Source organism: Paenibacillus sp. J31R98 (assembly GCF_056269245.1).
Map to the genome: position 1 here is coordinate 706,372 of NZ_JBWDNO010000001.1, position 20,044 is coordinate 726,415.

The 20,044-nt window shown below is 50.5% G+C and carries 20 protein-coding genes; 17 read left to right on the top strand and 3 right to left on the bottom strand.

The window, feature by feature from the left end:
- Positions 1–21 precede the first annotated feature (21 nt).
- Together AC0YNX_RS03200 and glnA are read left to right on the top strand one after the other, a co-directional pair.
- Positions 22–432 (top strand): MerR family transcriptional regulator, encoded by a 411-nt coding sequence (locus AC0YNX_RS03200; RefSeq protein WP_116192470.1) that lies wholly within the window; start codon positions 22–24, stop codon positions 430–432.
- 34 nt (positions 433–466) lie between these two features.
- Positions 467–1,795: a type I glutamate--ammonia ligase gene (glnA, locus tag AC0YNX_RS03205; RefSeq protein WP_475814186.1), complete on the top strand. Its 1,329-nt coding sequence runs from the start codon at positions 467–469 to the stop codon at positions 1,793–1,795.
- A 72-nt stretch (positions 1,796–1,867) separates the two neighbouring features.
- Here glnA and AC0YNX_RS03210 read toward each other — a convergent pair whose 3' ends face one another.
- A complete protein-coding gene (locus tag AC0YNX_RS03210) occupies positions 1,868–2,152 on the bottom strand; it encodes a hypothetical protein (protein WP_475814187.1) in 285 nt (94 codons plus the stop codon).
- A 295-nt stretch (positions 2,153–2,447) separates the two neighbouring features.
- Between AC0YNX_RS03210 and AC0YNX_RS03215 the strand changes: the two genes are divergently transcribed.
- Positions 2,448–3,026: a hypothetical protein gene (locus tag AC0YNX_RS03215; protein ID WP_475814188.1), complete on the top strand. Its 579-nt coding sequence runs from the start codon at positions 2,448–2,450 to the stop codon at positions 3,024–3,026.
- An 83-nt stretch (positions 3,027–3,109) separates the two neighbouring features.
- Here AC0YNX_RS03215 and lexA read toward each other — a convergent pair whose 3' ends face one another.
- On the bottom strand, positions 3,110–3,733 hold the full coding sequence (gene lexA / locus AC0YNX_RS03220) for a transcriptional repressor LexA (RefSeq protein ID WP_475814189.1): 624 nt from the start codon (positions 3,731–3,733) through the stop codon (positions 3,110–3,112).
- A 190-nt stretch (positions 3,734–3,923) separates the two neighbouring features.
- Here lexA and AC0YNX_RS03225 point away from each other — a divergent pair, with 190 nt between their 5' ends.
- From AC0YNX_RS03225 to AC0YNX_RS03245, 5 genes are all read left to right on the top strand, one after another.
- On the top strand, positions 3,924–4,301 hold the full coding sequence (locus tag AC0YNX_RS03225; RefSeq protein ID WP_475814190.1) for a LysM peptidoglycan-binding domain-containing protein: 378 nt from the start codon (positions 3,924–3,926) through the stop codon (positions 4,299–4,301).
- Positions 4,302–4,467: 166 nt separating this feature from the next.
- Positions 4,468–4,683, top strand: coding sequence for a DUF896 domain-containing protein (locus AC0YNX_RS03230; RefSeq protein ID WP_475814191.1), 216 nt, complete (start codon positions 4,468–4,470; stop codon positions 4,681–4,683).
- A 30-nt stretch (positions 4,684–4,713) separates the two neighbouring features.
- Positions 4,714–5,700 (top strand): aldo/keto reductase, encoded by a 987-nt coding sequence (locus tag AC0YNX_RS03235; protein ID WP_475814192.1) that lies wholly within the window; start codon positions 4,714–4,716, stop codon positions 5,698–5,700.
- A gap of 49 nt (positions 5,701–5,749) precedes the next feature.
- Complete coding sequence (locus tag AC0YNX_RS03240; RefSeq protein ID WP_475814193.1) at positions 5,750–6,268, top strand: hypothetical protein; 519 nt, start codon at positions 5,750–5,752, stop codon at positions 6,266–6,268.
- Between the two features lie 24 nt (positions 6,269–6,292).
- Complete coding sequence (locus AC0YNX_RS03245; RefSeq protein ID WP_475814194.1) at positions 6,293–7,078, top strand: HAD family hydrolase; 786 nt, start codon at positions 6,293–6,295, stop codon at positions 7,076–7,078.
- 72 nt (positions 7,079–7,150) lie between these two features.
- Here AC0YNX_RS03245 and AC0YNX_RS03250 read toward each other — a convergent pair whose 3' ends face one another.
- Entirely contained in the window at positions 7,151–7,687 is a 537-nt protein-coding gene (locus AC0YNX_RS03250) for an acireductone dioxygenase (protein ID WP_475814195.1), read from the bottom strand.
- 172 nt (positions 7,688–7,859) lie between these two features.
- Between AC0YNX_RS03250 and metH the strand changes: the two genes are divergently transcribed.
- From metH to AC0YNX_RS03295, 9 genes are all read left to right on the top strand, one after another.
- On the top strand, positions 7,860–11,297 hold the full coding sequence (metH, locus tag AC0YNX_RS03255) for a methionine synthase (protein WP_475814196.1): 3,438 nt from the start codon (positions 7,860–7,862) through the stop codon (positions 11,295–11,297).
- Between the two features lie 91 nt (positions 11,298–11,388).
- Positions 11,389–12,309, top strand: coding sequence for a ribonuclease Z (gene rnz / locus AC0YNX_RS03260; protein WP_475814197.1), 921 nt, complete (start codon positions 11,389–11,391; stop codon positions 12,307–12,309).
- 113 nt (positions 12,310–12,422) lie between these two features.
- A complete protein-coding gene (locus tag AC0YNX_RS03265) occupies positions 12,423–13,400 on the top strand; it encodes a metal-dependent hydrolase (RefSeq protein ID WP_475814198.1) in 978 nt (325 codons plus the stop codon).
- 140 nt (positions 13,401–13,540) lie between these two features.
- Entirely contained in the window at positions 13,541–15,793 is a 2,253-nt protein-coding gene (locus AC0YNX_RS03270; RefSeq protein ID WP_475814199.1) for a DEAD/DEAH box helicase, read from the top strand.
- 25 nt (positions 15,794–15,818) lie between these two features.
- A complete protein-coding gene (locus tag AC0YNX_RS03275; protein WP_475814200.1) occupies positions 15,819–17,180 on the top strand; it encodes a ribonuclease H-like domain-containing protein in 1,362 nt (453 codons plus the stop codon).
- A 12-nt stretch (positions 17,181–17,192) separates the two neighbouring features.
- Positions 17,193–18,005 carry a TIGR01457 family HAD-type hydrolase gene (locus tag AC0YNX_RS03280; protein WP_475814201.1) on the top strand — a complete coding sequence of 271 codons (813 nt, stop codon included), beginning with the start codon at positions 17,193–17,195 and terminating at the stop codon, positions 18,003–18,005.
- A 25-nt stretch (positions 18,006–18,030) separates the two neighbouring features.
- Positions 18,031–18,870 (top strand): Fpg/Nei family DNA glycosylase, encoded by an 840-nt coding sequence (locus tag AC0YNX_RS03285; protein WP_475814202.1) that lies wholly within the window; start codon positions 18,031–18,033, stop codon positions 18,868–18,870.
- Between the two features lie 9 nt (positions 18,871–18,879).
- The gene (locus AC0YNX_RS03290; protein ID WP_475814203.1) at positions 18,880–19,713 is read left to right on the top strand and encodes a deoxyribonuclease IV; all 834 of its coding nucleotides are present in this window, start codon (positions 18,880–18,882) and stop codon (positions 19,711–19,713) included.
- A gap of 3 nt (positions 19,714–19,716) precedes the next feature.
- On the top strand, positions 19,717–20,022 hold the full coding sequence (locus tag AC0YNX_RS03295; protein WP_475814204.1) for a cyclic-phosphate processing receiver domain-containing protein: 306 nt from the start codon (positions 19,717–19,719) through the stop codon (positions 20,020–20,022).
- Positions 20,023–20,044: the final 22 nt, after the last annotated feature.

A 20,044-nucleotide genomic window follows, 5' to 3' on the forward strand; every position in this document is an offset into this window, starting at 1 on the left:
ATACTGGAAGGTTGATGCGACATGGGTGACGAAATACGCAGAAATATGGCGCTGTTTCCAATCGGCATCGTGATGAAGTTGACTGACTTGACCGCTAGGCAGATCCGTTACTATGAGCAGCATGAATTGATTGTTCCAGCTCGGACAGGCGGGAACCAACGGCTCTTCTCGTTCAACGACGTAGAGCGGCTATTGGAGATCAAATCATTGATTGAGAAGGGCGTTAACATTGCAGGCATTAAGCAAGTGATGAACCCCGTTTCGAAGGAATCCGAAGACGCGACAGTCGTCAGCGAGCTGTCTGAAGTGAAGCGACGCGAGCTGTCAGATGCACAGCTGCACCGTTTGCTGAAACAACAGCTGCTTGAGAAGAGACCGGGCAAAGCTTCGATGATTCAAGGTCAGCTGTCCCGTTTCTATAACAAGAAGTAACACTAACAAACATTCGCCTAAGGAGATGATTTGAGTGAGCTACACCAAAGATGACATCAGACGTATCGCCAAGGAACAGAATGTCCGCTTTATTCGTCTTCAGTTCACCGACTTGCTTGGAACGATTAAGAACGTTGAAATTCCAGTTAGTCAGTTAGAGAAGGCACTCGATAACAAAATGATGTTTGACGGTTCTTCGATCGAAGGTTATGTGCGTATTGAAGAATCCGATATGTACCTATATCCGGACCTTGATACTTGGGTTGTATTCCCATGGGTAGCGGAAGATCGCATTGCCCGTTTGATCTGTGACGTATATATGCCTGACGGCACGCCGTTCGCAGGCGACCCGCGCGGTATTCTGAAACGTGCGCTGAAAGAAGCAGAAGAGCTTGGCTACACAGCGATGAATGTTGGTCCAGAGCCAGAATTCTTCCTGTTCAAGACTGATGCGAATGGCAATCCAACGACAGAACTTAACGACCAAGGCGGTTACTTCGACCTTGCTCCGATGGATCTTGGCGAGAACTGCCGCCGCGAGATCGTATTGACTCTGGAAGAGATGGGCTTCGAGATTGAAGCTTCTCACCATGAAGTGGCTCCAGGTCAGCACGAAATCGACTTCAAATATGCTGATGCAATTAAAGCTGCGGACCAAATCCAGACGTTCAAGCTCGTCGTTAAGACGATTGCGCGTCAACATGGTCTGCACGCGACATTCATGCCTAAACCGCTGTTTGGCGTGAACGGTTCCGGTATGCACTGTCACCAATCGCTGTTCCGCGGCAACGTGAATGCATTCTATGATGAGAGCGATAAGCTTGGCCTTAGCCAAACGGCTCGTTACTACATGGCAGGCGTACTCCGCCATGCTCGTGCGTTCGCAGCGATTACGAACCCTACCGTTAACTCGTACAAGCGTCTCGTACCTGGTTACGAAGCACCTTGTTATGTAGCTTGGTCTGCAAGCAACCGCAGCCCGATGATTCGTATTCCAGCATCCCGTGGCCTAAGCACACGTGTCGAAGTGCGCAGCCCGGACCCTGCGGCGAACCCTTACCTCGCGCTTGCTGTTATGCTGAAAGCCGGCCTTGATGGCATCAAGAACAAGACTCCGCTGCCAGCTCCTACAGACCGTAACATCTATGTGATGACGGACGAAGAGCGTATCGACGAAGGTATCCCGAGCTTGCCGGGCGATCTGAGAGAAGCGTTGACAGAGCTGCTTCGCAGCGAAGTTATCTGCGACGCGCTTGGCGATCACGCGCTTGCACATTTCTATGAATTGAAAGAAATCGAGTGGGATATGTACAAAACGCAGATCCACGAGTGGGAACGCGATCAGTACCTAACACTGTTCTAAAAACGAAAGCCTCGATGCTGAAATGCATCGAGGCTTTTTCTTTGTTTGGAATATTTGCTTCAGCTGCTGCAATTAAATGTCCTTCGACGGCAACGCGACTTCCATTCCCTGTGGTATATATAGCTGAGGCTGTTCACGTGGAACGGCATGCTGCGGTTCATCTTCCTCGTTTAGCACTTCGTCATAAAGCTTCAGGAGCTCATTAGCCGTCAGTTTCAACTCCTGCTCACTCAACGCGTCGAAGCTCGCATTTATATCGCTATCCGTTGGTACACTAAATGTTCGGTGCTTCTTTGCTGCAAATTCGAAGAGTCGATTAATGGTTTCCGTAAATTGCTGTCTCGTCTGCACGTTCATGTGTAACTTCCTCTCGTGTCTGGTTTCACTGATTTGATCTGCTGCTTTCATACGCTACCTGCAAATAATAATGCGAACCCTTCAAAAATCAATGAACACATTTTGATAAGTGTTGATTTAGGCAACATTGTTCACGAGAAATGTGTACATATGCGATTTTCGCTATTCGTTCTTTAGGTTTTTTAAGTGTTTTAGTGTAGTTCAAGCGATATGTACAGCGCTTCATCTCTTCACCCGTGACTTCTGTCCCGCATACAATACATGCTAAGAGGGTATGAGAGAGAAGGCGGCATTCATGAGTGAAATAGTGACAACGGACGGGCAATTTCGGCTGACTGGAGCAATACTTCGGAAGGTTGCGGGGATTATGATTCCGTTCTATCGAAAGATCGCGTGCAATTATTCATTTGCGCTAAAATGGTCAAAGGCGGTTCGTACAACGGACATCGATACGTTAGCGAAAATGTTCAAGTCTGTTGCGCCTTCGGCAAAGCTGAGCAGTTTATCATCGAACGGAATCGGATATTTCTTTGACTTTGAATTTCCGGATCCGATAATCCAATATTCCGATGGGTTAACGATCCCGCCGGGAACGACGCAATTTACATTCTCGACGCCGATTCACCGAATGATCGCCAGAGCGATATTACCATTCTATTGCGCTCTTCGAACCTCGAGCGCATACGCAGCAGCCGTCGCGAGAGCAGTTAATAATCGTAACATCAAACGGCTGAGATGGTTGGTGCGCCGCAAGGTTAGAACGATCGCTCTCAAGCGAATTCTAATCGCCTTCTCAGGTGTTGCATTGAACTTTAAGTACAAACGAAGTAAGTTTACGTATCAAAGCTTGTTATTTCGGGAGCTTGTAGGTTAAGTGACATTCTGTGAGAGGATATAGAGAAGGGCCATCTGAGGTGCTGCAGCAGCACTTCAGATGGCCCTTCGTGATAGATCGAATTAATGAATGTCGCGGAACAAGCCAATAACCTTGCCGAGAATGGATACGTTGCGAAGGCGAATTGGCTCCATCGTCGAGTTCTCCGGTTGAAGGCGAATATGATCCTTCTCCTTGTAGAACGTCTTGACCGTTGCTTCATCTTCTTCAGTCATGGCGACAACGATATCGCCATTATTAGCTGTTTGCTGCTGACGGACGATGACATAGTCACCATTATGAATGCCAGCTTCAATCATACTTTCACCTATAACATTAAGAATAAAGACAGTGTCATCGCCGACTTTATCCGCAGGAAGCGGGAAGTAGTCCTCGATGTTCTCAGTTGCGGTAATCGGTACGCCCGCCGTTACTTTACCGATGACAGGCACTTTGGATATTGCGAGCGGGAAAGGGATGATATCGCTATCGTCGCCGTCCAAGATCTCGATTGCACGGGGCTTCGTCGGGTCGCGGCGGATAAGGCCTTTCTTCTCAAGGCGGTCAAGATGGCCGTGAACGGTCGAGCTGGAAGCAAGTCCAACTGCTTCGCCGATCTCGCGAACAGAAGGCGGGTAGCCTTTCTCGCGTACTTCCGTCTTAATGAATTCTAGTATCGCCTGCTGGCGGTTTGAAAGTTTCGACACCGGAATCACTCCAAAGTTTCATTTGTGTCAAATTATAGCACAGAACCGGAGTTCGTACAAACATAAGTTCTTAAAAACACAAGTTCGCGTATTTTTACGAACAAATGTTCCAAAAAGGCTTGACCACAAACAAATGTTCGTGTTATTCTGAATTCAACGATAACAGAACAAACGTTTGGGGTGCTGGAGAATGATGACAACGATATCTTCTTACTCAACTACTTATAAAGGAAACACGACAAATAACCGTACAGCGAAGCGTGTAAGAAATGACGCTAGCAAACAACGTCTACTAGTGAGACTTGCTGTTGCAGTATTGCTGTTCGTATTGCTGTTCACGGGGCTGACGCTGATGACGAGTTACGCAGGTAGCGAGCATCCTTCTGCTCCGACTGTACTGGAGCAAGTCGTTGTAATCGGAGCAGGCGATACGCTATGGGATATTGCTGGCCGAGTACGTGAGGAAGGACAAGACATTCGTGAAGTGGTGTATAGCTTGAAGAAGCGGAACAACTTATCGAACGCTACGCTGCAAGCGGGACAGTCATTAATCGTTCCTGTTGAATAACATCTATCATTTAATGTACGAACGAGTAAGTTAAGCCTGAGCGACCGAATCGCTTGGGCTTTTTCTATCTCTAATAAGACCTCTGTTACCTTGACAATGGCTCCTTATTAATGTCAAAGTAAAGGGTGACATGTTGACCTCAGGTAGGGAAAGGAGTGCAGTAGAAATGAACGCTATAGACAAAGTCATTGCCCGTATTAACGAGCTTTCTCGCAAAAATAAATCCGTCGGTTTAACACCGGAAGAGCTTGTAGAACGAGACGAGCTTCGCCGACAATACTTGGACAACTTCAAGAGCAATTTCCGCAATCAACTGGATACCATTAAATGGGCGGAAGATGAAGAGAACGGAGAGAATGGCGGAGGTTCGATTAAGCACTAAAAGACTTCGATCATGCAGGAGGGGACGAGCGTGGAATTTCGGTTACTAGGCAGAAGCGGCTTGGCTGTGTCCGAGCTTTGTTTGGGAACGATGACGTTTGGCAATACAACTAGCGAGACAGATTCCATTAGTATGGTTCACCGGTTCATGGAGCAAGGCGGTAATTTCCTGGATACAGCCAACGTATATGTAGGCGGACGTTCAGAGGAGATTGTCGGACGAGCCATTAAAGACCGTCGCTCGGATGTTGTGCTTGCAACGAAGGTTCGATTCGCAACATCGACGAATCCGAATGGCGTTGGCGTATCTCGCAAGCATATCTTGGATGCAGTCGAAGCAAGCTTGAAGCGGCTCGACACGGATTACATAGACCTCTATCAAGTACACGTCTGGGATCATGCGACACCGATCGAAGAGACGCTGCGTGCGCTGGATGATCTTGTGACTGCTGGTAAGGTCCGTTATATCGGCTGCTCTAATTTCTTCGCATGGCAACTGATGAAGTCGCTTGCGGTTAGTGATTGGAACCGCTATGTTCGCTTTATTTCCATTCAACCTCAATATAGCTTGGTTAGCCGCGAGATGGATCGCGAGATGATCTCGCTGTGCCTCGAAGAGAACGTTGGAATTATTCCATGGGCACCGCTCGGCGGCGGATTCTTAACAGGCCGCTATGGGTCAGAAGAGCCAACTAGCGGACGTCTCACTTCCAAAGTGGGCGAGAGCTCCTGGGCGAATCGTTCGTCCTCGAATAACTTCAAAGTACTTGAAGCAGTCAAGCAGGCAGCGAAGGAACTGGACAAGACACCAGCGCAAGTCGCATTGGCATGGCTGCTCAGACGTGAAGGCATCACGTCGCCGATTTTCGGCGCAAGTACGCTTGAACAGTACGAAGAGAATATGGGTGCAATCGGCTGGAACATGCCGGAAGAGATTTGGAAGCAGCTCGATGAGGTTAGCGCATTGCCTAGCGAATATCCGAACCGGTTTATCGCTAAGTTCGCTCGACCTCTGTAATGAACGTGCAACACTACTAACGTGAATATTTATTGTAGGAGGAACATCCTTGTCAAGATCGTGGGAACGTAAAGTACAGAAGAATCAATCTCAAATTAACAAACAGCGGAAGAAGCGCGGCCAAGCTCCGCTGATGTCCGCATCATCAAGCGCACCATCCGTCGATACATACAGAGGTCGCAGCTATCTAATGCCAGCGTTCCTGTTGCTGTTCATTCTGTTCTATGTAATCGTGACTGTAACTTCGGAGAACTTCAAGGAGACAGGTTCGATGTTCTGGGTAACAATCGGCTGTTACGTCGTATTGGCACTGCTCTTTGTTCTTCGCCGCCCTTACCTTGGGGTAGGCAGTGATTTTGTCCGTTCCCGCCGGTTCACAGGCGATCGTTCCATCTATGTGAGCAACATTAAAGCGATCAATGTCCAGAGTGGCTATGTCGTGATCGAGCAGCTCAAAGGCGGTAACTGGGTGTTCTCTCGTCTCATTAACCGCTATCCGACTGAGCAGATTACAGAGCGCTTGCGTTCGTTTGCCAGTCAGCATGGTATTCCTTTTACAGAAAAATAAACATACGAGAGTGGAGTGCAAATCATGGCAAAGCAAGCAGTTCTATTTGATCTAGATGATACGCTACTATGGGATGATCGCAGTGTGCAGGAAGCGTTCGACGCAACTTGCGAAGCGGGGGCAGCTCAGACAGGCGTAGACGCGAAGGCGCTTGAAGAAGCGGTTCGCAGCGAAGCGCGTGCGCTCTACGAATCGTATGAGACGTTCCCATTCACGAAGATGATCGGCATTAATCCGTTCGAGGGACTGTGGGCGAACTTCCTCGAAGGCGAACAACAGGAATTCCGCATGCTGCAGGAACTTGCTCCTGGGTACCGCCGCGATGCTTGGACGCGCGGCTTGAAGTCGCTTGGGATTGATAATCCGGAGCTCGGCGCACAGCTAGCAGAGCAATTCCCAGCGGAGCGTCGTAAACGTCCTTACGTGTACGAAGAGACTTTCGCTGTCCTCGATCAGCTGAAGGGGAAGTACAAGCTGCTCTTGCTGACCAATGGCTCGCCAGATCTGCAGCGCGAGAAGCTTGCTGGCGTACCTGCGATTGTGCCGTATTTTGACCACATCATCATCTCGGGCGAATTCGGTAAAGGCAAGCCTGCCGCTGAGATCTTCCACCACGCGCTTGAGCGTCTCGGCGTCGAGCCGGAGCATGGCGTTATGGTTGGTGACAAGCTGACGACTGACATACTTGGATCGAATACGATTGGCATGACTAGCGTGTGGATTAACCGCCACGGTATGAAACGGACAGACGAAATCATTCCAACTCATGAAATCAAGCATCTCGAAGAACTGCTGCCGCTGCTCGTGTAATGCAGTTGCCGCCACCTAATAGAAGAAGACCCGCCGTTATGGCAGGTCTTCTTCTTCATTGACAGTCAATTGTTATTCAAACGACGGATCTTCGATATTCGTAGCAATCCAGCCATCCTTCTCAATGAAGAGGCGAACCGCGATAATTTCACGGTTGTCCATCAGCGTGAAGAAATGCGCTCTGTCCTCAGGAACGGAGATAACGTCGCCAGCTTCCAGCTCAACGTCGAAATAACCAGTCTCCTCGTCGCCTTTAATAATAAAGATGCCACGGCCAGATACAATACCGCGAATCTCATCTTCGGTGTGCGTGTGAATCTGCTCGAATTTCTTCAGCAGCTCTTCGATGTTCGGAGTCGCGTCCGAGAGGGAGATAACATCCCAAATTTGATAGCCGCGGCGCGCTGCAAGTTCACGGATCTCTTCATCGAACGTGGACAGAATCGTTTGCTTCTCTTCGTCGGATAGAACGAATTTGTTATGAAGCTCTGCAGGAAGCTTGCTTGCATCCCAATGCTCATACAATACTTCTTGGTTGTCTAGAAACGCGCGAACATTCTGTTCACCGGAGATACGCTCGTTCGTGTTGCGAATACGAATTTCAGCCATCGCTCTAATCCCTCTTTTCACAAATTCATAAATACCAATAGGAATAATTATAGAACAATTTGATTGCCCTGTCGACAGCGCTGCACGCTACCTGCAAAAGGTTCTTTGCACTTGCGGTGAATTCTGGTAGAGTATAGGGAAATGATTTTTCTTAACGGAAAGGAAGGCATCCATGACGAAACCCACAATAAAAGAAATGCTCGAAAGACGCATTCTTATACTAGATGGTGCTATGGGAACGATGATTCAGCAGGCTGATCTCGGACCGGATGATTTTGGCGGTGATGAGCTGGATGGCTGTAATGAAATGCTCGTTCTAACGCGTCCTGATGTCATTCAAGGCATTCATGAAGCTTATTTGGAGGCCGGTGCGGATATTCTGGAAACGAACACGTTCGGTGCGACAGCTGTTGTACTGGCGGAGTATGATATTCCGGAGAAAGCGCGGGAAATCAACCTTGCGGCTGCTAGGATCGCTCGCGCTGCAGCGGATAAGTTTACAACGGCGGACAAGCCTCGTTATGTTGCAGGCGCACTCGGTCCGACGACGAAGACATTGTCTGTTACAGGCGGAGTTACGTTCGATCAACTCGTAGAGGACTACTTTGAGCAAACTGCTGCACTTATCGAAGGTGGCGTCGATGCGATCCTTCTCGAAACCTCCCAAGATACGCTTAACGTGAAAGCAGGCACAATCGGCATTCATAAAGCATTTGAATCGACGGGTATCACGCTCCCGCTCATGATTTCTGGTACGATTGAACCAATGGGGACAACACTTGCCGGTCAAAATATCGAATCCTTCTATATCTCGCTTGAGCACATGAACCCGATCTCCATCGGCCTGAACTGTGCGACAGGTCCAGAGTTTATGCGCGATCATATCCGCTCGCTCGCAGGCATTGCTCGTTCGGCTGTCAGCTGTTACCCGAATGCAGGCTTGCCGGATGAGAACGGAAATTACCATGAGTCGCCGGCTTCGCTTGCGAAGAAGATTGCGGACTTTGCCGAGCAAGGCTGGCTGAATATTGCCGGCGGCTGCTGCGGTACGACGCCTGCTCATATTCGCGCGCTCGCGGAGACCCTCTCGAACTATGCGCCTCGTACGAAGCTAGGAGAGCATCCGCCAGCAGTTTCCGGTATCGAGACGGTATATATTGAAGAAGATAACCGTCCGATTATGATTGGTGAGCGTACGAACATTTCCGGATCACGGAAATTCAAACGTCTCATTAAAGAAGAGAAATTCGATGAAGCTTCGGAAATCGCCCGCGCACAAGTGAAGGGCGGCGCACATGTCATCGATATCAACTTGCAGGATACGGATATTGACGAGGCATATGCGGTTCATAAGTTCATTCCGGAAGTTGTAAAGAAAATCAAAGTGCCGCTCATGCTCGACTCGACGTATGATCACATTATTGAGCTGGGCCTTAAATATTCGCAAGGTAAAGCAATCATTAACTCCATTAACCTTGAGGATGGCGAATCGAAGTTTGAGAAGATATTGCCCCTCATTCATCGCTACGGCGCAGCTGTCGTCTGTATCCTGATTGACGAGCGCGGACAAGCGGTATCGCGTGAAGCGAAGATGGAAGTGGCGAGTCGCTCGTATGAGCTGCTTACTGAGAAGTATGGGATGAACCCGGAAGATATTATTTTTGACCCGAATATGTTCCCAGTCGGCTCTGGCGATCCACAGTACATCGGTTCTGCGGTTGAGACGATCGAGGGTATCAAGATGATCAAGGCGAAATATCCGAGAGCGAAGACGATTCTTGGCCTAAGTAATATCTCCTTCGGCTTGCCGGACGCTGGCCGCGAGGTTCTTAACTCCGTGTATCTGTACCACACGACCAAAGCGGGTCTTGATTACGCGATTGTGAATACGGAGAAGCTGGAGCGTTATGCATCCATTCCAGAGGATGAGCGCCGTCTTGCGGAAGATCTCATCTTCAACACGAATGATGAAACATTGGCGGCTTTCGTCGCGGCGTTCCGTGAGAAGAAGGTCGAGAAGAAGGAGAAAGTATCCAACTTATCGCTCGAGGAGCGTCTTGCTTCGTATATCGTAGAAGGCACGAAGGAAGGGCTTTACCCGGATCTCGATGAAGCGCTGACCAAATATGCACCGCTTGATATTATTAACGGTCCGCTGATGCTGGGCATGAGCGAAGTCGGTCGTCTGTTTAATAATAATGAACTGATCGTAGCGGAGGTTCTTCAAAGCGCCGAGGTCATGAAAGCTTCGGTTACGCATCTGGAACCGCACATGGAGAAGGCTGATTCTGCGGTCAAAGGGAAGATCATTCTTGCTACGGTTAAGGGCGACGTGCATGATATCGGCAAAAACCTAGTAGAAATCATCCTGTCCAATAATGGCTACAAAATTATAAACCTTGGCATTAAAGTCGCTCCTGAGCAGCTTATCGAGGCTTACCGCAAGGAACCGGCAGATGCGATTGGCTTGTCCGGTCTTCTTGTGAAATCCGCTCAGCAGATGGTTGTGACGGCACAGGATCTGCGCAATGCCGGCATTGATGCTCCTATTCTTGTAGGCGGCGCTGCGCTTACTCGCAAATTCACGAAGAATCGGATTGGTCCTGAGTATGATGGTCTTGTGTTGTATGCGAAGGATGCAATGGATGGTCTTGATATCGCGAACAAGCTGATGAATCCAGATTCTCGCCGTGTCTATCAGGAAGAGATGGAGGCGTTCAAAGCTTCCGGAGGTGCCGAAGAAGAAGAGAAGAAGAAGCTGCCTGAGCTGTCTCGTGCGGTGAAGTCTTCGATTAACCAGGACGCGCCGGTGTATATTCCGCCGGATACGGACCGTCACGTGCTGCGTAACGTGCCAATTCCGCATATCGTGCCGTATATCAATATGCAGATGCTGCTTGGTCACCATCTCGGATTGAAAGGCAATGTCGATCAACTGCTCGCCGAAGGCAATGAGAAAGCCGTTAACTTGAAGGAAACCGTTGACGGCATACTCGCTGACGCAGCGAAGGGAATGCTGCAAGCACACGGCATGTACCGTTTCTTCCCAGCGCAATCTTCGGGCAATGATATTATTATCTATGATCCGCAGCAGCCTGGCGTTGAGATCAAGCGCTTCTCATTCCCAAGGCAGCAGGTTGAGCCTTACCTCTGTTTAGCGGATTACTTGAAATCCGTAGAGAGCGGCATTATGGATTACGTCGGCTTCCTCGTTGTTACAGCCGGTGAAGGCGTTCGTGAGAAAGCGACTGAATTGAAAGACAACGGCGACTACTTGCGTTCGCATGCGCTTCAATCGGTTGCGCTTGAAGTGGCGGAAGCAATGGCTGAGCGCGTTCATCATCTGATGCGCGATACATGGGGCTACCCGGATCACCCGGAAATGACGATGAAGCAGCGTCACGGAGCCCGTTACCAAGGTATCCGCGTTTCGTTCGGCTATCCGGCTTGTCCGAATCTTGAAGATCAACAGCCGCTGTTCGAGCTGATGAAGCCGGAAGATATCGGAGTACTATTGACCGAAGGCTTCATGATGGAGCCTGAAGCATCGGTATCGGCGATGGTGTTCGCACATCCGCAAGCGCAATACTTCAACGTTGATAAGGCTTAGCATATAGTAACGCATACCCACCCTCCGAAAATGTCGGTTAATCCGTCTTTCCGGAGGGTATTGTTATAGGCGAAGATTGGAGGGAAAGCAAGTGAAGCTTACGTTTCTCGGAACGAGCGCAGGGAGGCCGACCAAATCGCGCAATGTAACGTCGATTGCGTTGTCGCTGCCTGATCCGTTCTGCGGATTTTGGCTGTTTGATACAGGGGAAGGGACTCAGCATCGTCTGCTTGCGAGCGGGCTGAAGCTGAACAAGCTGGAGCGAATATTCATTACGCATCTGCATGGTGATCATTTGTACGGCTTGCCGGGACTGCTTAGCAGCCGTTCGTATTTCGAAGGCGCTGGACCGCTGCAGATTTATGGACCAGAGGGGCTGAAGGCTTATCTGGATGTTATTTTCCACCATAGCGGCGTTCATCTGAACTATGATCTCGAGGTTATTGAAGTGCAAGAAGGCGTAGTTGTGGAAGATAGCCGGTTTATCGTGGAAGCCGCTGCGCTCGAGCATCGCATGCCTTGCTTTGGCTACCGAATCACAGAGAAGTCTCAACAGGGACAGCTGAACCTGACCTTGCTAGGCGAGCTTGGCGTCAAGCCCGGTCCTGCTTATGGCAAATTAAAGCGCGGAGAAGACATTATGCTCGAGGATGGGCGTCATGTCTGTTCAGCTGAAGTAGTGGGACCTCCAATCAACGGTCGGATCATCACTATTCTTGGCGATACGAAGCCATGTGACAATGCGGCCCTGCTTGCGCGCGGCGCAGATTTGCTCGTGCATGAGGCAACTTTCGCAGGTGGCATGGAGGAGAAGGCGGAGGCGTATGGGCATTCGACCATTCGCCAGGCTGCTGAGATTGCACAGAAGGCAGGCGCGAAGCGGCTTATCGTGACGCATTTTAGCTCGCGTTTCGACGATGAAGCAGTTGCGGATATGGTTGATGGGGTTAAACATCTGTTCGCGAACATTGAGCCTGCTGCGGATTTTGCCGAGTTCATCGTGAAGCGCTAACGCTAGCAATGCTTACAAAATCATCATCATTCTGAAATCATCTCTTTACAGTCTGCTGTTACTCTATTGGCGATAAAGCATTATAGTGCAGACTCGCGAAGGGATGATGATGGATGGATACTGGAAGTCACCTCTTGTTTGGCACGACGCTAGCAGGCCTCTCGCTCGCGGATCCGACAGTTAGTGCGCATCCTGATTTGCTTTATGCGATATTAGCAGCGACGCTGCTAGGCAGCCATGCTCCTGATTTCGATTCGGTCATGCGGTTAAAAGGCGGATCGGCGTACATTCGCAACCATCGCGGATTAACACACTCGTTGCCCGCGCCGCTTGTCTGGGCGCCACTCATCGGCTTGCCGATTGCTTGGCTCTTCGGTGTTCAGCAATGGAGCTGGATCGTTATTCTATGGGCGTTCATCGCAGTCTGCTTCCATATTACGCTCGATCTGTTTAACGCCTACGGCGTGCAATGCTTGCGACCCTTCACGAAGCGATGGCTGCATCTCGATGTGTTATGCCTATTCGATCCGTATCTATTCGCGATGCACGCAGCTGCTGCGATTCTCTGGATAACAGGCGCCGTGCCGAGCCCAGAGAGGATGTTTCTCCTCGTCTATGCGTCAACGCTGCTCTACCTGCTATGGAGATATCTCATCTCCCGATCGGTAATCAGAAGCTTATGCCGCGCGTACCAGGTGAAGGGCGAGCAAATCACTCTAACGCCGACCTTGTTTGGTATGGCATGGCAGTTTGTCATCGACACAGGCGAGGCGTTCATCAAGGGAAACTTGAACCGCAATGTCGTCCATGAAGAGGCGCAGATGTACAAAAGGAGCCCGGAGAGGCTTGCAGCAGCGGCAGAAGCGACGATTGGGGTAGACGGCGTGCAAGCCTTTCATCATCTTGCTGCTTGTATCCATGTGAACGTTGAAGAGCAGTCGGACGGCTACTTGGTGATCTGGAGCGATGTTCGTTTCTGGCATAAGAAGCATATGCCGTTCACCGCTGCCGTGAGGTTGGATCGGAATTTGAATGTCCTTCATGAACGGGTTGGCTGGAACAAGAAAATGTGGGAGCCGCCTTTTGTATAAGAATAGCGCCGTCTTTGTTTGTCCGATAGGGCAAGCGAAGACGGTTTTTTTGCTTTTATGCATACATTGGGGCTTTTACTGATCGGCATTGAAGGGGTATAATTACGAGAACAACCGTTCTATAGAAAAGAGTTGAAACGATGACTTTTAGAAAGAAAAACTTGTCAGAGGTTATCCAGGAACTTAGGGCAAATGAAAATATAGTGAACTGGCACGAAATCGAACCACAGGAAGCTCGGTACAGGGAAATGCCGGAAGCTATAGATCCGCGAATAAGAGCCGCTTTTGCCAAACGTGGGATCGAGCAGCTGTATTCCCACCAGTACACATCCTTTGAAGCGGTCGCAAAAGGAGAGAACATTGTAGCGGTCACGCCGACGGCTTCAGGCAAAACCATGTGCTACAACTTGCCTGTGCTGCAAGCGATCGCGAAGGATGATACAAGCAGAGCGCTTTATCTTTTTCCGACCAAGGCACTCTCTCAGGATCAGAAGAGCGAACTCAATGAAATCATTGATGAAATGGGAATCGACATTAAGAGTTTCACCTATGACGGCGATACTTCGCCTGCTATTCGTCAGATTGTACGCAAGGCCGGGCATATCGTGATTACAAACCCGGACATGCTGCATTCCGGGATATTGCCGCATCACACCAAATGGGTTAGCTTGTTCGAGAATCTAAAGTATGTCGTTATCGACGAGCTGCATACGTATAGAGGTGTTTTCGGGAGTCACGTAGCGAACGTGCTGCGCCGTCTCAAGCGCATATGCAAGTTTTACGGCAGTAATCCCACATTTATTTGCACATCTGCTACAATCGCGAACCCAAAGGAATTGGCGGAACAATTGACTGGGCAGCCGATGCGCCTAATTCAAGATAATGGGGCACCTAGAGGCAGGAAGCATTTTGTATTCTATAACCCGCCGATCGTCAATAAGGCACTTAATATAAGAAAAAGCGCATCCGTGGAAGTGAATCATCTGGCGACGGAGTTTCTTAAGAACAAAATTCAAACCATTGTCTTTGCGAGGAGCCGGGTTCGAGTAGAGTTGATTCTCAGTCATCTGCAGGAACTGGTGAAGAATCAGATTTCTTCTAAGTCCATTCGAGGCTATCGGGGCGGTTACTTGCCGAACCAGCGTAGAGAAATCGAGAAGGGATTAAGAGCCGGGGAGATCTTGGGCGTAGTAAGCACGAATGCATTAGAGCTTGGCGTAGATATCGGCCAGCTGCAGGTGTGCGTTATGAACGGCTATCCAGGAAGCGTTGCAAGCACTTGGCAGCAGGCAGGACGGGCAGGACGCCGTCATGGCGAAGCCCTCATCGTGATGGTAGCTAGTTCGACTCCGATAGACCAATATATCGTAAACAATCCCGATTATTTCTTCGAACGCAACCCGGAATCCGCGCGGATCAACCCCGAGAATCTTATCATCCTTGTTGATCATTTGCGGTGCGCCGCGTATGAATTGCCTTTCAAGGACAGCGAGGAATTTGGGACGCTTGACGTAACGGATATCATGGACTATCTGGTAGAGGATCGGATCCTGCATAAGAACGGTGACACGTATTACTGGGCCAATCAGTCTTTCCCGGCGAATACCATTAGCTTGCGCTCTGCTTCGCAGGAAAACGTAGTCATCGTAGACCAATCGAATGTCGCGGATGTAAGAATTATCGGGGAAATGGACCGTTTTAGCGCCATGACCTTGCTGCACGACGAGGCCATCTATTTGCACGAAGGGGTTCAATTCCAAGTCGAGAAGCTGGACTGGGACCACAAGAAAGCTTACGTTCGCGAGGTGGACGTCGAGTACTATACAGACGCTAACCTGGCTGTACAGCTTAAGGTACTGGAAATAGACCGAACCGCCAATCGGAATAAGGCCGCTCTTCATTATGGAGATGTTTCCATAAATGCGATACCTACTATATTTAAGAAAATCAAACTAACGACCGGAGAGAACATCGGCAGCGGTCCAATTCATCTTCCGGAAGAAGAATTGCATACCAGCTCAGCTTGGCTCGAGTTAAAGGAAGTAGACCCTGAACTAGGCGTGAAGACGTTGGAACAGTTATTGCTAGGCATTGCAAACGTGCTGCGGCATATCGTGCCTGTTATGGTCATGTGTGATCGCAATGACATCCATGTTGTATCCCAAATTAAGGCTTCGCATTCCGGGCTTCCTACCGTGTTTCTTTACGATCATTACCCTGGCGGTATCGGACTGGCTGAAGAAGTGTATAAGCGCTTCGACGAAATTAAGGAAGCAGCAAAGAACCTTATCGGAAAATGCGTATGTGAGGACGGGTGCCCGGCATGTATTGGAACAGAAATAAATGGTATAAATGGAAAGCGAAGAAGCATCCAACTACTAGCGCAGCTTTAATTCTTAAGGAAGCAGGCGTGTCATCATGAGCGGGCTGCGCGATAAGCTGCTAAGGATGCGCAGCAGCGCGGCTGCTCAAGCAGAACGGCTTGCGGGGATGGTTACGGATGAAAGGGAAGAAACGCTGGATTCGGCAGCAGCTGTCACGAATGAAGAGTTGCCGCCGTCATCGGCGCCTGCCGCTGCCGACTCGGCATCTGAGTTGTCCGCTGACTGGGAAGAGCTGAATGTTCGCATCGTCGAATCGACGGAGGGCACTTTCCTTGTCCGAGAGACCCGTTATCCGCTGATGCACCGTCACGGCATTCATCGGCTGGAGGAACTGGAAGAAACGCAGCTGTATCTGGACGTATTCCGTAAGCCGGAGCAGTCGCGGCTGGACTATACCAACCTCCTATTCCTCGATCTTGAGACGACGGGGCTAGGCGTGGGCACCGGGAATGTGCCCTTCATGGTCGGTCTTGCTTATTTGCAGGAAGACGTCTTCGTCGTCGAACAGATGCTGATTCGCCATCCTGCAGAGGAACGAGCGATGATCGGCTACTTGTGCAACTTGCTGCCAAGCTTCACGCATCTCGTCACCTATAATGGCAGAACCTTCGATTGGCCTGTCCTTCATAATCGTTTTATACTAAATGGTTTCCGCTCCTTCGAGTGGGAACCGATTCATGTTGATCTGCTGCACCCGTCTCGGTCTATTTGGCGTAATACGCTTGTTTCCTGCAAGCTAAGCCGCGTTGAGGAGGAACGGCTGGGCATCACGAGGGAAGACGATGTGCCTGGTTCGATGGCGCCTGAGATCTATTTTCGATATCTCGCAGATGGGAAGCCGCAGCCGCTGCTTGGCGTATTCGAGCACAACGAAATAGATATGCTATCGCTCGCCGTACTGGCAATCCGGTTCGGTCACTTGCTGAGCGGCGGGCTTGGTAAGCAGGTTGCACTGCCAAGTGAAGCGGAGGAGCTGCTTCGCACAGGTCTATGGCTTGAGCGGATGGGGAAGACGGAGCTTGCAGAGCCACTATATGCGCTTCTGGAAGAGCATCCTCGAATCTCTCCCAAATGCTTGTGCATGCTCGCGGAGCGGGACAAGAAATGTGGAAATTGGGAGCGTGCTGTGTTATTGTGGCAGAAGGCTGTGCAAGATGCAGAAGCTGCCAATTGGCCGGATTATGAGGCTCATATCGAGCTTGCGATGTATTATGAGCACCGGACGAAAGAGCTTCAAGCTGCGCTCTCGCTAGCAGAGGAAGCGCATTCGATCGCGCTGCGACGGAACTCTGTGCTCCGGGTGCAGAGCAAACGCAGAACAGAGCTTGACCTTATTCATAAACGGATAGATCGATTACGCGGCAAACTGCGCAAGAAAGACAAGCAACTAGAATAGGAGTGGACGATTATGGGCGCTTCGCAAACGCTTCGCGGTCTGCTCATTGATTTGGACGGAACGCTTTATCATGGCGGCATCATGATTCCTGGTGCCGATGAACTTATTCAGATGCTCCGTGAACAGGAGCTAGGGTATTTATTCGTAACAAACAATTCGACTGCAACCCCTGAGGTTGTGGCAGAGCGGCTGCAGGCGATGGGGATTCCCGCAAGCACGGAGGATGTGTGCACCTCGGCGCAAGGAGCGGCAGCCTACATTGCGCAGCAGCAGCCGAATGCACGCGTGCATGTCATCGGCGAATCAGGCTTGCGTGCAGCGCTCGAAGCTGCAGGTCTGCAGCTCGTTGAAGACGAACCGGACATTGTCGTGCAAGGCATCGACCGGCAGCTAACTTACGATAAACTCGCCAAAGCGGTGCAATTCATACGCAGCGGCGCACGTTATATACTTACGAACCCGGATTTGCTGCTGCCTTCCGAGCATGGCCTCATTCCAGGAGCAGGCTCGATCTCTGCTCTGCTTCGCGCAGCGACAGGCGTAGAGCCTACAGTGATTGGTAAGCCATCTTCGATATTGATGGATTTTGCACTTCAGCGCATGGGACTGGATGCGGATGAAGCGTGGGTAATCGGCGATAATCCGGCAACCGATATTGCTGCGGGACACGCAGCAGGCTGCAAATCGATCCTTGTTTTAACCGGACTCGCAACTGGCGACAATTATAAAGAGCTGCTAGCCCGTGCAGGCTGCGAAGCAGACGTCATTATTCATGACTTATATCAATTAAAGCAATATATTAGTGATCAGCTGGCGCGTTCTTAAACGCCGATAGGAAGGAAGTTGTACGATGCCGGAATATCCGGAAATGGAACATTATCGCTCGATGCTGGCACAGCGCATATCTGGCCAGCCCATTGTGAAGGTCGCCGTCACCAGAGAGAAGTCGATCAACGTACCCGTAGAGACATTCGAAGCGGAGCTTGTCGGCCGAACGGTCTGGTTCGTCGAGCGCCGCGGCAAAATGCTTCTCTTCCATCTCGATAACGGGAAACGACTGCTGCTTCACCTCATGCTTGGCGGGCTAATCCGCTATGAATCGAATATTCCGAATGATGACGGTACGATGCCGGAGCGGTCTGATCGGTCTGTCCAAGTGACGATCGGTTTCCCGCTTGGCGACCTGTGCTTCATTGGCCTCCGACTCGGCTATTTGCATCTTCTCTCCGTGAAGGAGGCGAGTGCGAGACTTGCCGATCTCGGACCGGAGCCATTCGACAAATGGCTAACATTGCCGAAGTTCATCGAGCGGTTCAAAGGCAAGCGAGGTTCGCTGAAGACGGCTTTTGTCGAGCAGCGCGTCATTGCGGGCATCGGCAACTGTTATGCGGATGAGATCGCTTTTGTCGCGGGTGTGAAGCCGTCAGCACGGATTTCGGATATCGAGTCCGAAACGTGGGAGCGTATCTATAATGCCATGCATAGCACGCTTAATCGCGCTGTAGGGTATGGGGGCTATATGGAGCTGCCGCTCACAAACAATGATACGGTGACCGGCGGGTACAATGAGCATTGCCTCGTGTATGATCGCGGCGGCGAGCCGTGTGTCAACTGCGGGACACCGATCACGCAAGAAGAGCTTAATTCACGCAAAGTGTTCTACTGCAGCCAATGTCAGAAGGACAGGTGAGCCGGACGTATGCGAATCGGCTTTCATGTATCGACGAGGGGCGGTTACGCGCAAGCGGCGCGCACGGTGAAGAAGCTTGGCGCGAATGCATTTCAATATTTTCCGAAGAATCCGCGCAGTCTTGCTCTCAAGACGCCTGATTTGAAGGATGCCCAGAGGTGTGCCGCATACTGCCGGGAGAATGGATTGGTATCCATCGCTCACTCGCCTTACTTGACGAATGTAGCGTCAGAGGACGCTGAGATTCGGGCGAGGACGGTGCTGTCGCTGCTGAACGATCTCGAGATCGCGGAAGCTTGCGGGTCGCTGGGAGTGGTCGTTCATTTTGGCGTCTACAAAGGAACAGATCCTCTTGAAGGCTACCGCAATGCAGTGCTGACGCTCAGCGCGGTCACATCGCAGTGGCAAGGCAGCGCGAAGCTGCTCATTGAGAACCAAGCCGGCGATTCGACGTTCATGGGGACGACAATGGAGGAGCTGGCGCAAATCCGCAGCCTGTCTATGGATTCGCACAAAATCGGCTTTTGCCTCGATACGTGTCATCTGTTCGCAAGCGGCGTTTGGGATGGAAGCCCGGATGCCGAATGGTTCCACAAAGCGAAGGAGCTTGGCGTGCTTGAGCATCTGATCGCCGTGCATCTGAACGATTCGGTTTACCCAAGCGGGGAGAAACGTGATCGACATGCGCGTATAGGCGAGGGATACATTGGCGAAGCGGGCTTAAGCTGGCTGCTCAAGCAGCCGCTTCTTGCAGAGGTGCCTTTCGTTCTTGAAACATCGTCAGATGCTGACGGTACACATCGGCAGCAGCTTGACCGCATTCGGCGTCTAGGGGAGAGTTGAAGGTTGATTAACGTTTATTTGGATGATTTTCGGCCATGTCCCAAGGGATTCGCCCTTGCCAAGACAGCTGAGGAGTGCAAGCTGCTTCTGGAGCATGAGGAAGTGGATATTCTGTCGCTTGATTTCGATCTCGGCTGGGGACAGCCTACCGGTCTAAGCGTCGTGCAGTATATTGTCGACAGCGGCCGGTATCCGCGCACTTGTTATTTTCATACTTCAAGTCCTGCTGGGCGTATGCGGATGATACATTTACTTACTCAGCATGCGCCATTACATATTACCATTCATCACGGTCCGATGCCGGGGTGAGTGTGGCTTCATACATATGGGA

Bases quoted from the DNA above. Each gene is read 5' to 3' on its own strand.
- AC0YNX_RS03210 (WP_475814187.1), bottom strand. From the start codon at position 2,152: ATGAACGTGCAGACGAGACAGCAATTTACGGAAACCATTAATCGACTC.
- AC0YNX_RS03250 (WP_475814195.1), bottom strand. From the start codon at position 7,687: ATGGCTGAAATTCGTATTCGCAACACGAACGAGCGTATCTCCGGTGAA.
- metH (WP_475814196.1), top strand. From the start codon at position 7,860: ATGACGAAACCCACAATAAAAGAAATGCTCGAAAGACGCATTCTTATA.
- AC0YNX_RS03265 (WP_475814198.1), top strand. From the start codon at position 12,423: ATGGATACTGGAAGTCACCTCTTGTTTGGCACGACGCTAGCAGGCCTC.
- AC0YNX_RS03285 (WP_475814202.1), top strand. From the start codon at position 18,031: ATGCCGGAATATCCGGAAATGGAACATTATCGCTCGATGCTGGCACAG.
- AC0YNX_RS03245 (WP_475814194.1), top strand. From the start codon at position 6,293: ATGGCAAAGCAAGCAGTTCTATTTGATCTAGATGATACGCTACTATGG.
- AC0YNX_RS03290 (WP_475814203.1), top strand. From the start codon at position 18,880: ATGCGAATCGGCTTTCATGTATCGACGAGGGGCGGTTACGCGCAAGCG.
- AC0YNX_RS03200 (WP_116192470.1), top strand. From the start codon at position 22: ATGGGTGACGAAATACGCAGAAATATGGCGCTGTTTCCAATCGGCATC.
- AC0YNX_RS03270 (WP_475814199.1), top strand. From the start codon at position 13,541: ATGACTTTTAGAAAGAAAAACTTGTCAGAGGTTATCCAGGAACTTAGG.
- AC0YNX_RS03275 (WP_475814200.1), top strand. From the start codon at position 15,819: ATGAGCGGGCTGCGCGATAAGCTGCTAAGGATGCGCAGCAGCGCGGCT.
- AC0YNX_RS03215 (WP_475814188.1), top strand. From the start codon at position 2,448: ATGAGTGAAATAGTGACAACGGACGGGCAATTTCGGCTGACTGGAGCA.
- AC0YNX_RS03230 (WP_475814191.1), top strand. From the start codon at position 4,468: ATGAACGCTATAGACAAAGTCATTGCCCGTATTAACGAGCTTTCTCGC.
- AC0YNX_RS03225 (WP_475814190.1), top strand. From the start codon at position 3,924: ATGATGACAACGATATCTTCTTACTCAACTACTTATAAAGGAAACACG.
- AC0YNX_RS03280 (WP_475814201.1), top strand. From the start codon at position 17,193: ATGGGCGCTTCGCAAACGCTTCGCGGTCTGCTCATTGATTTGGACGGA.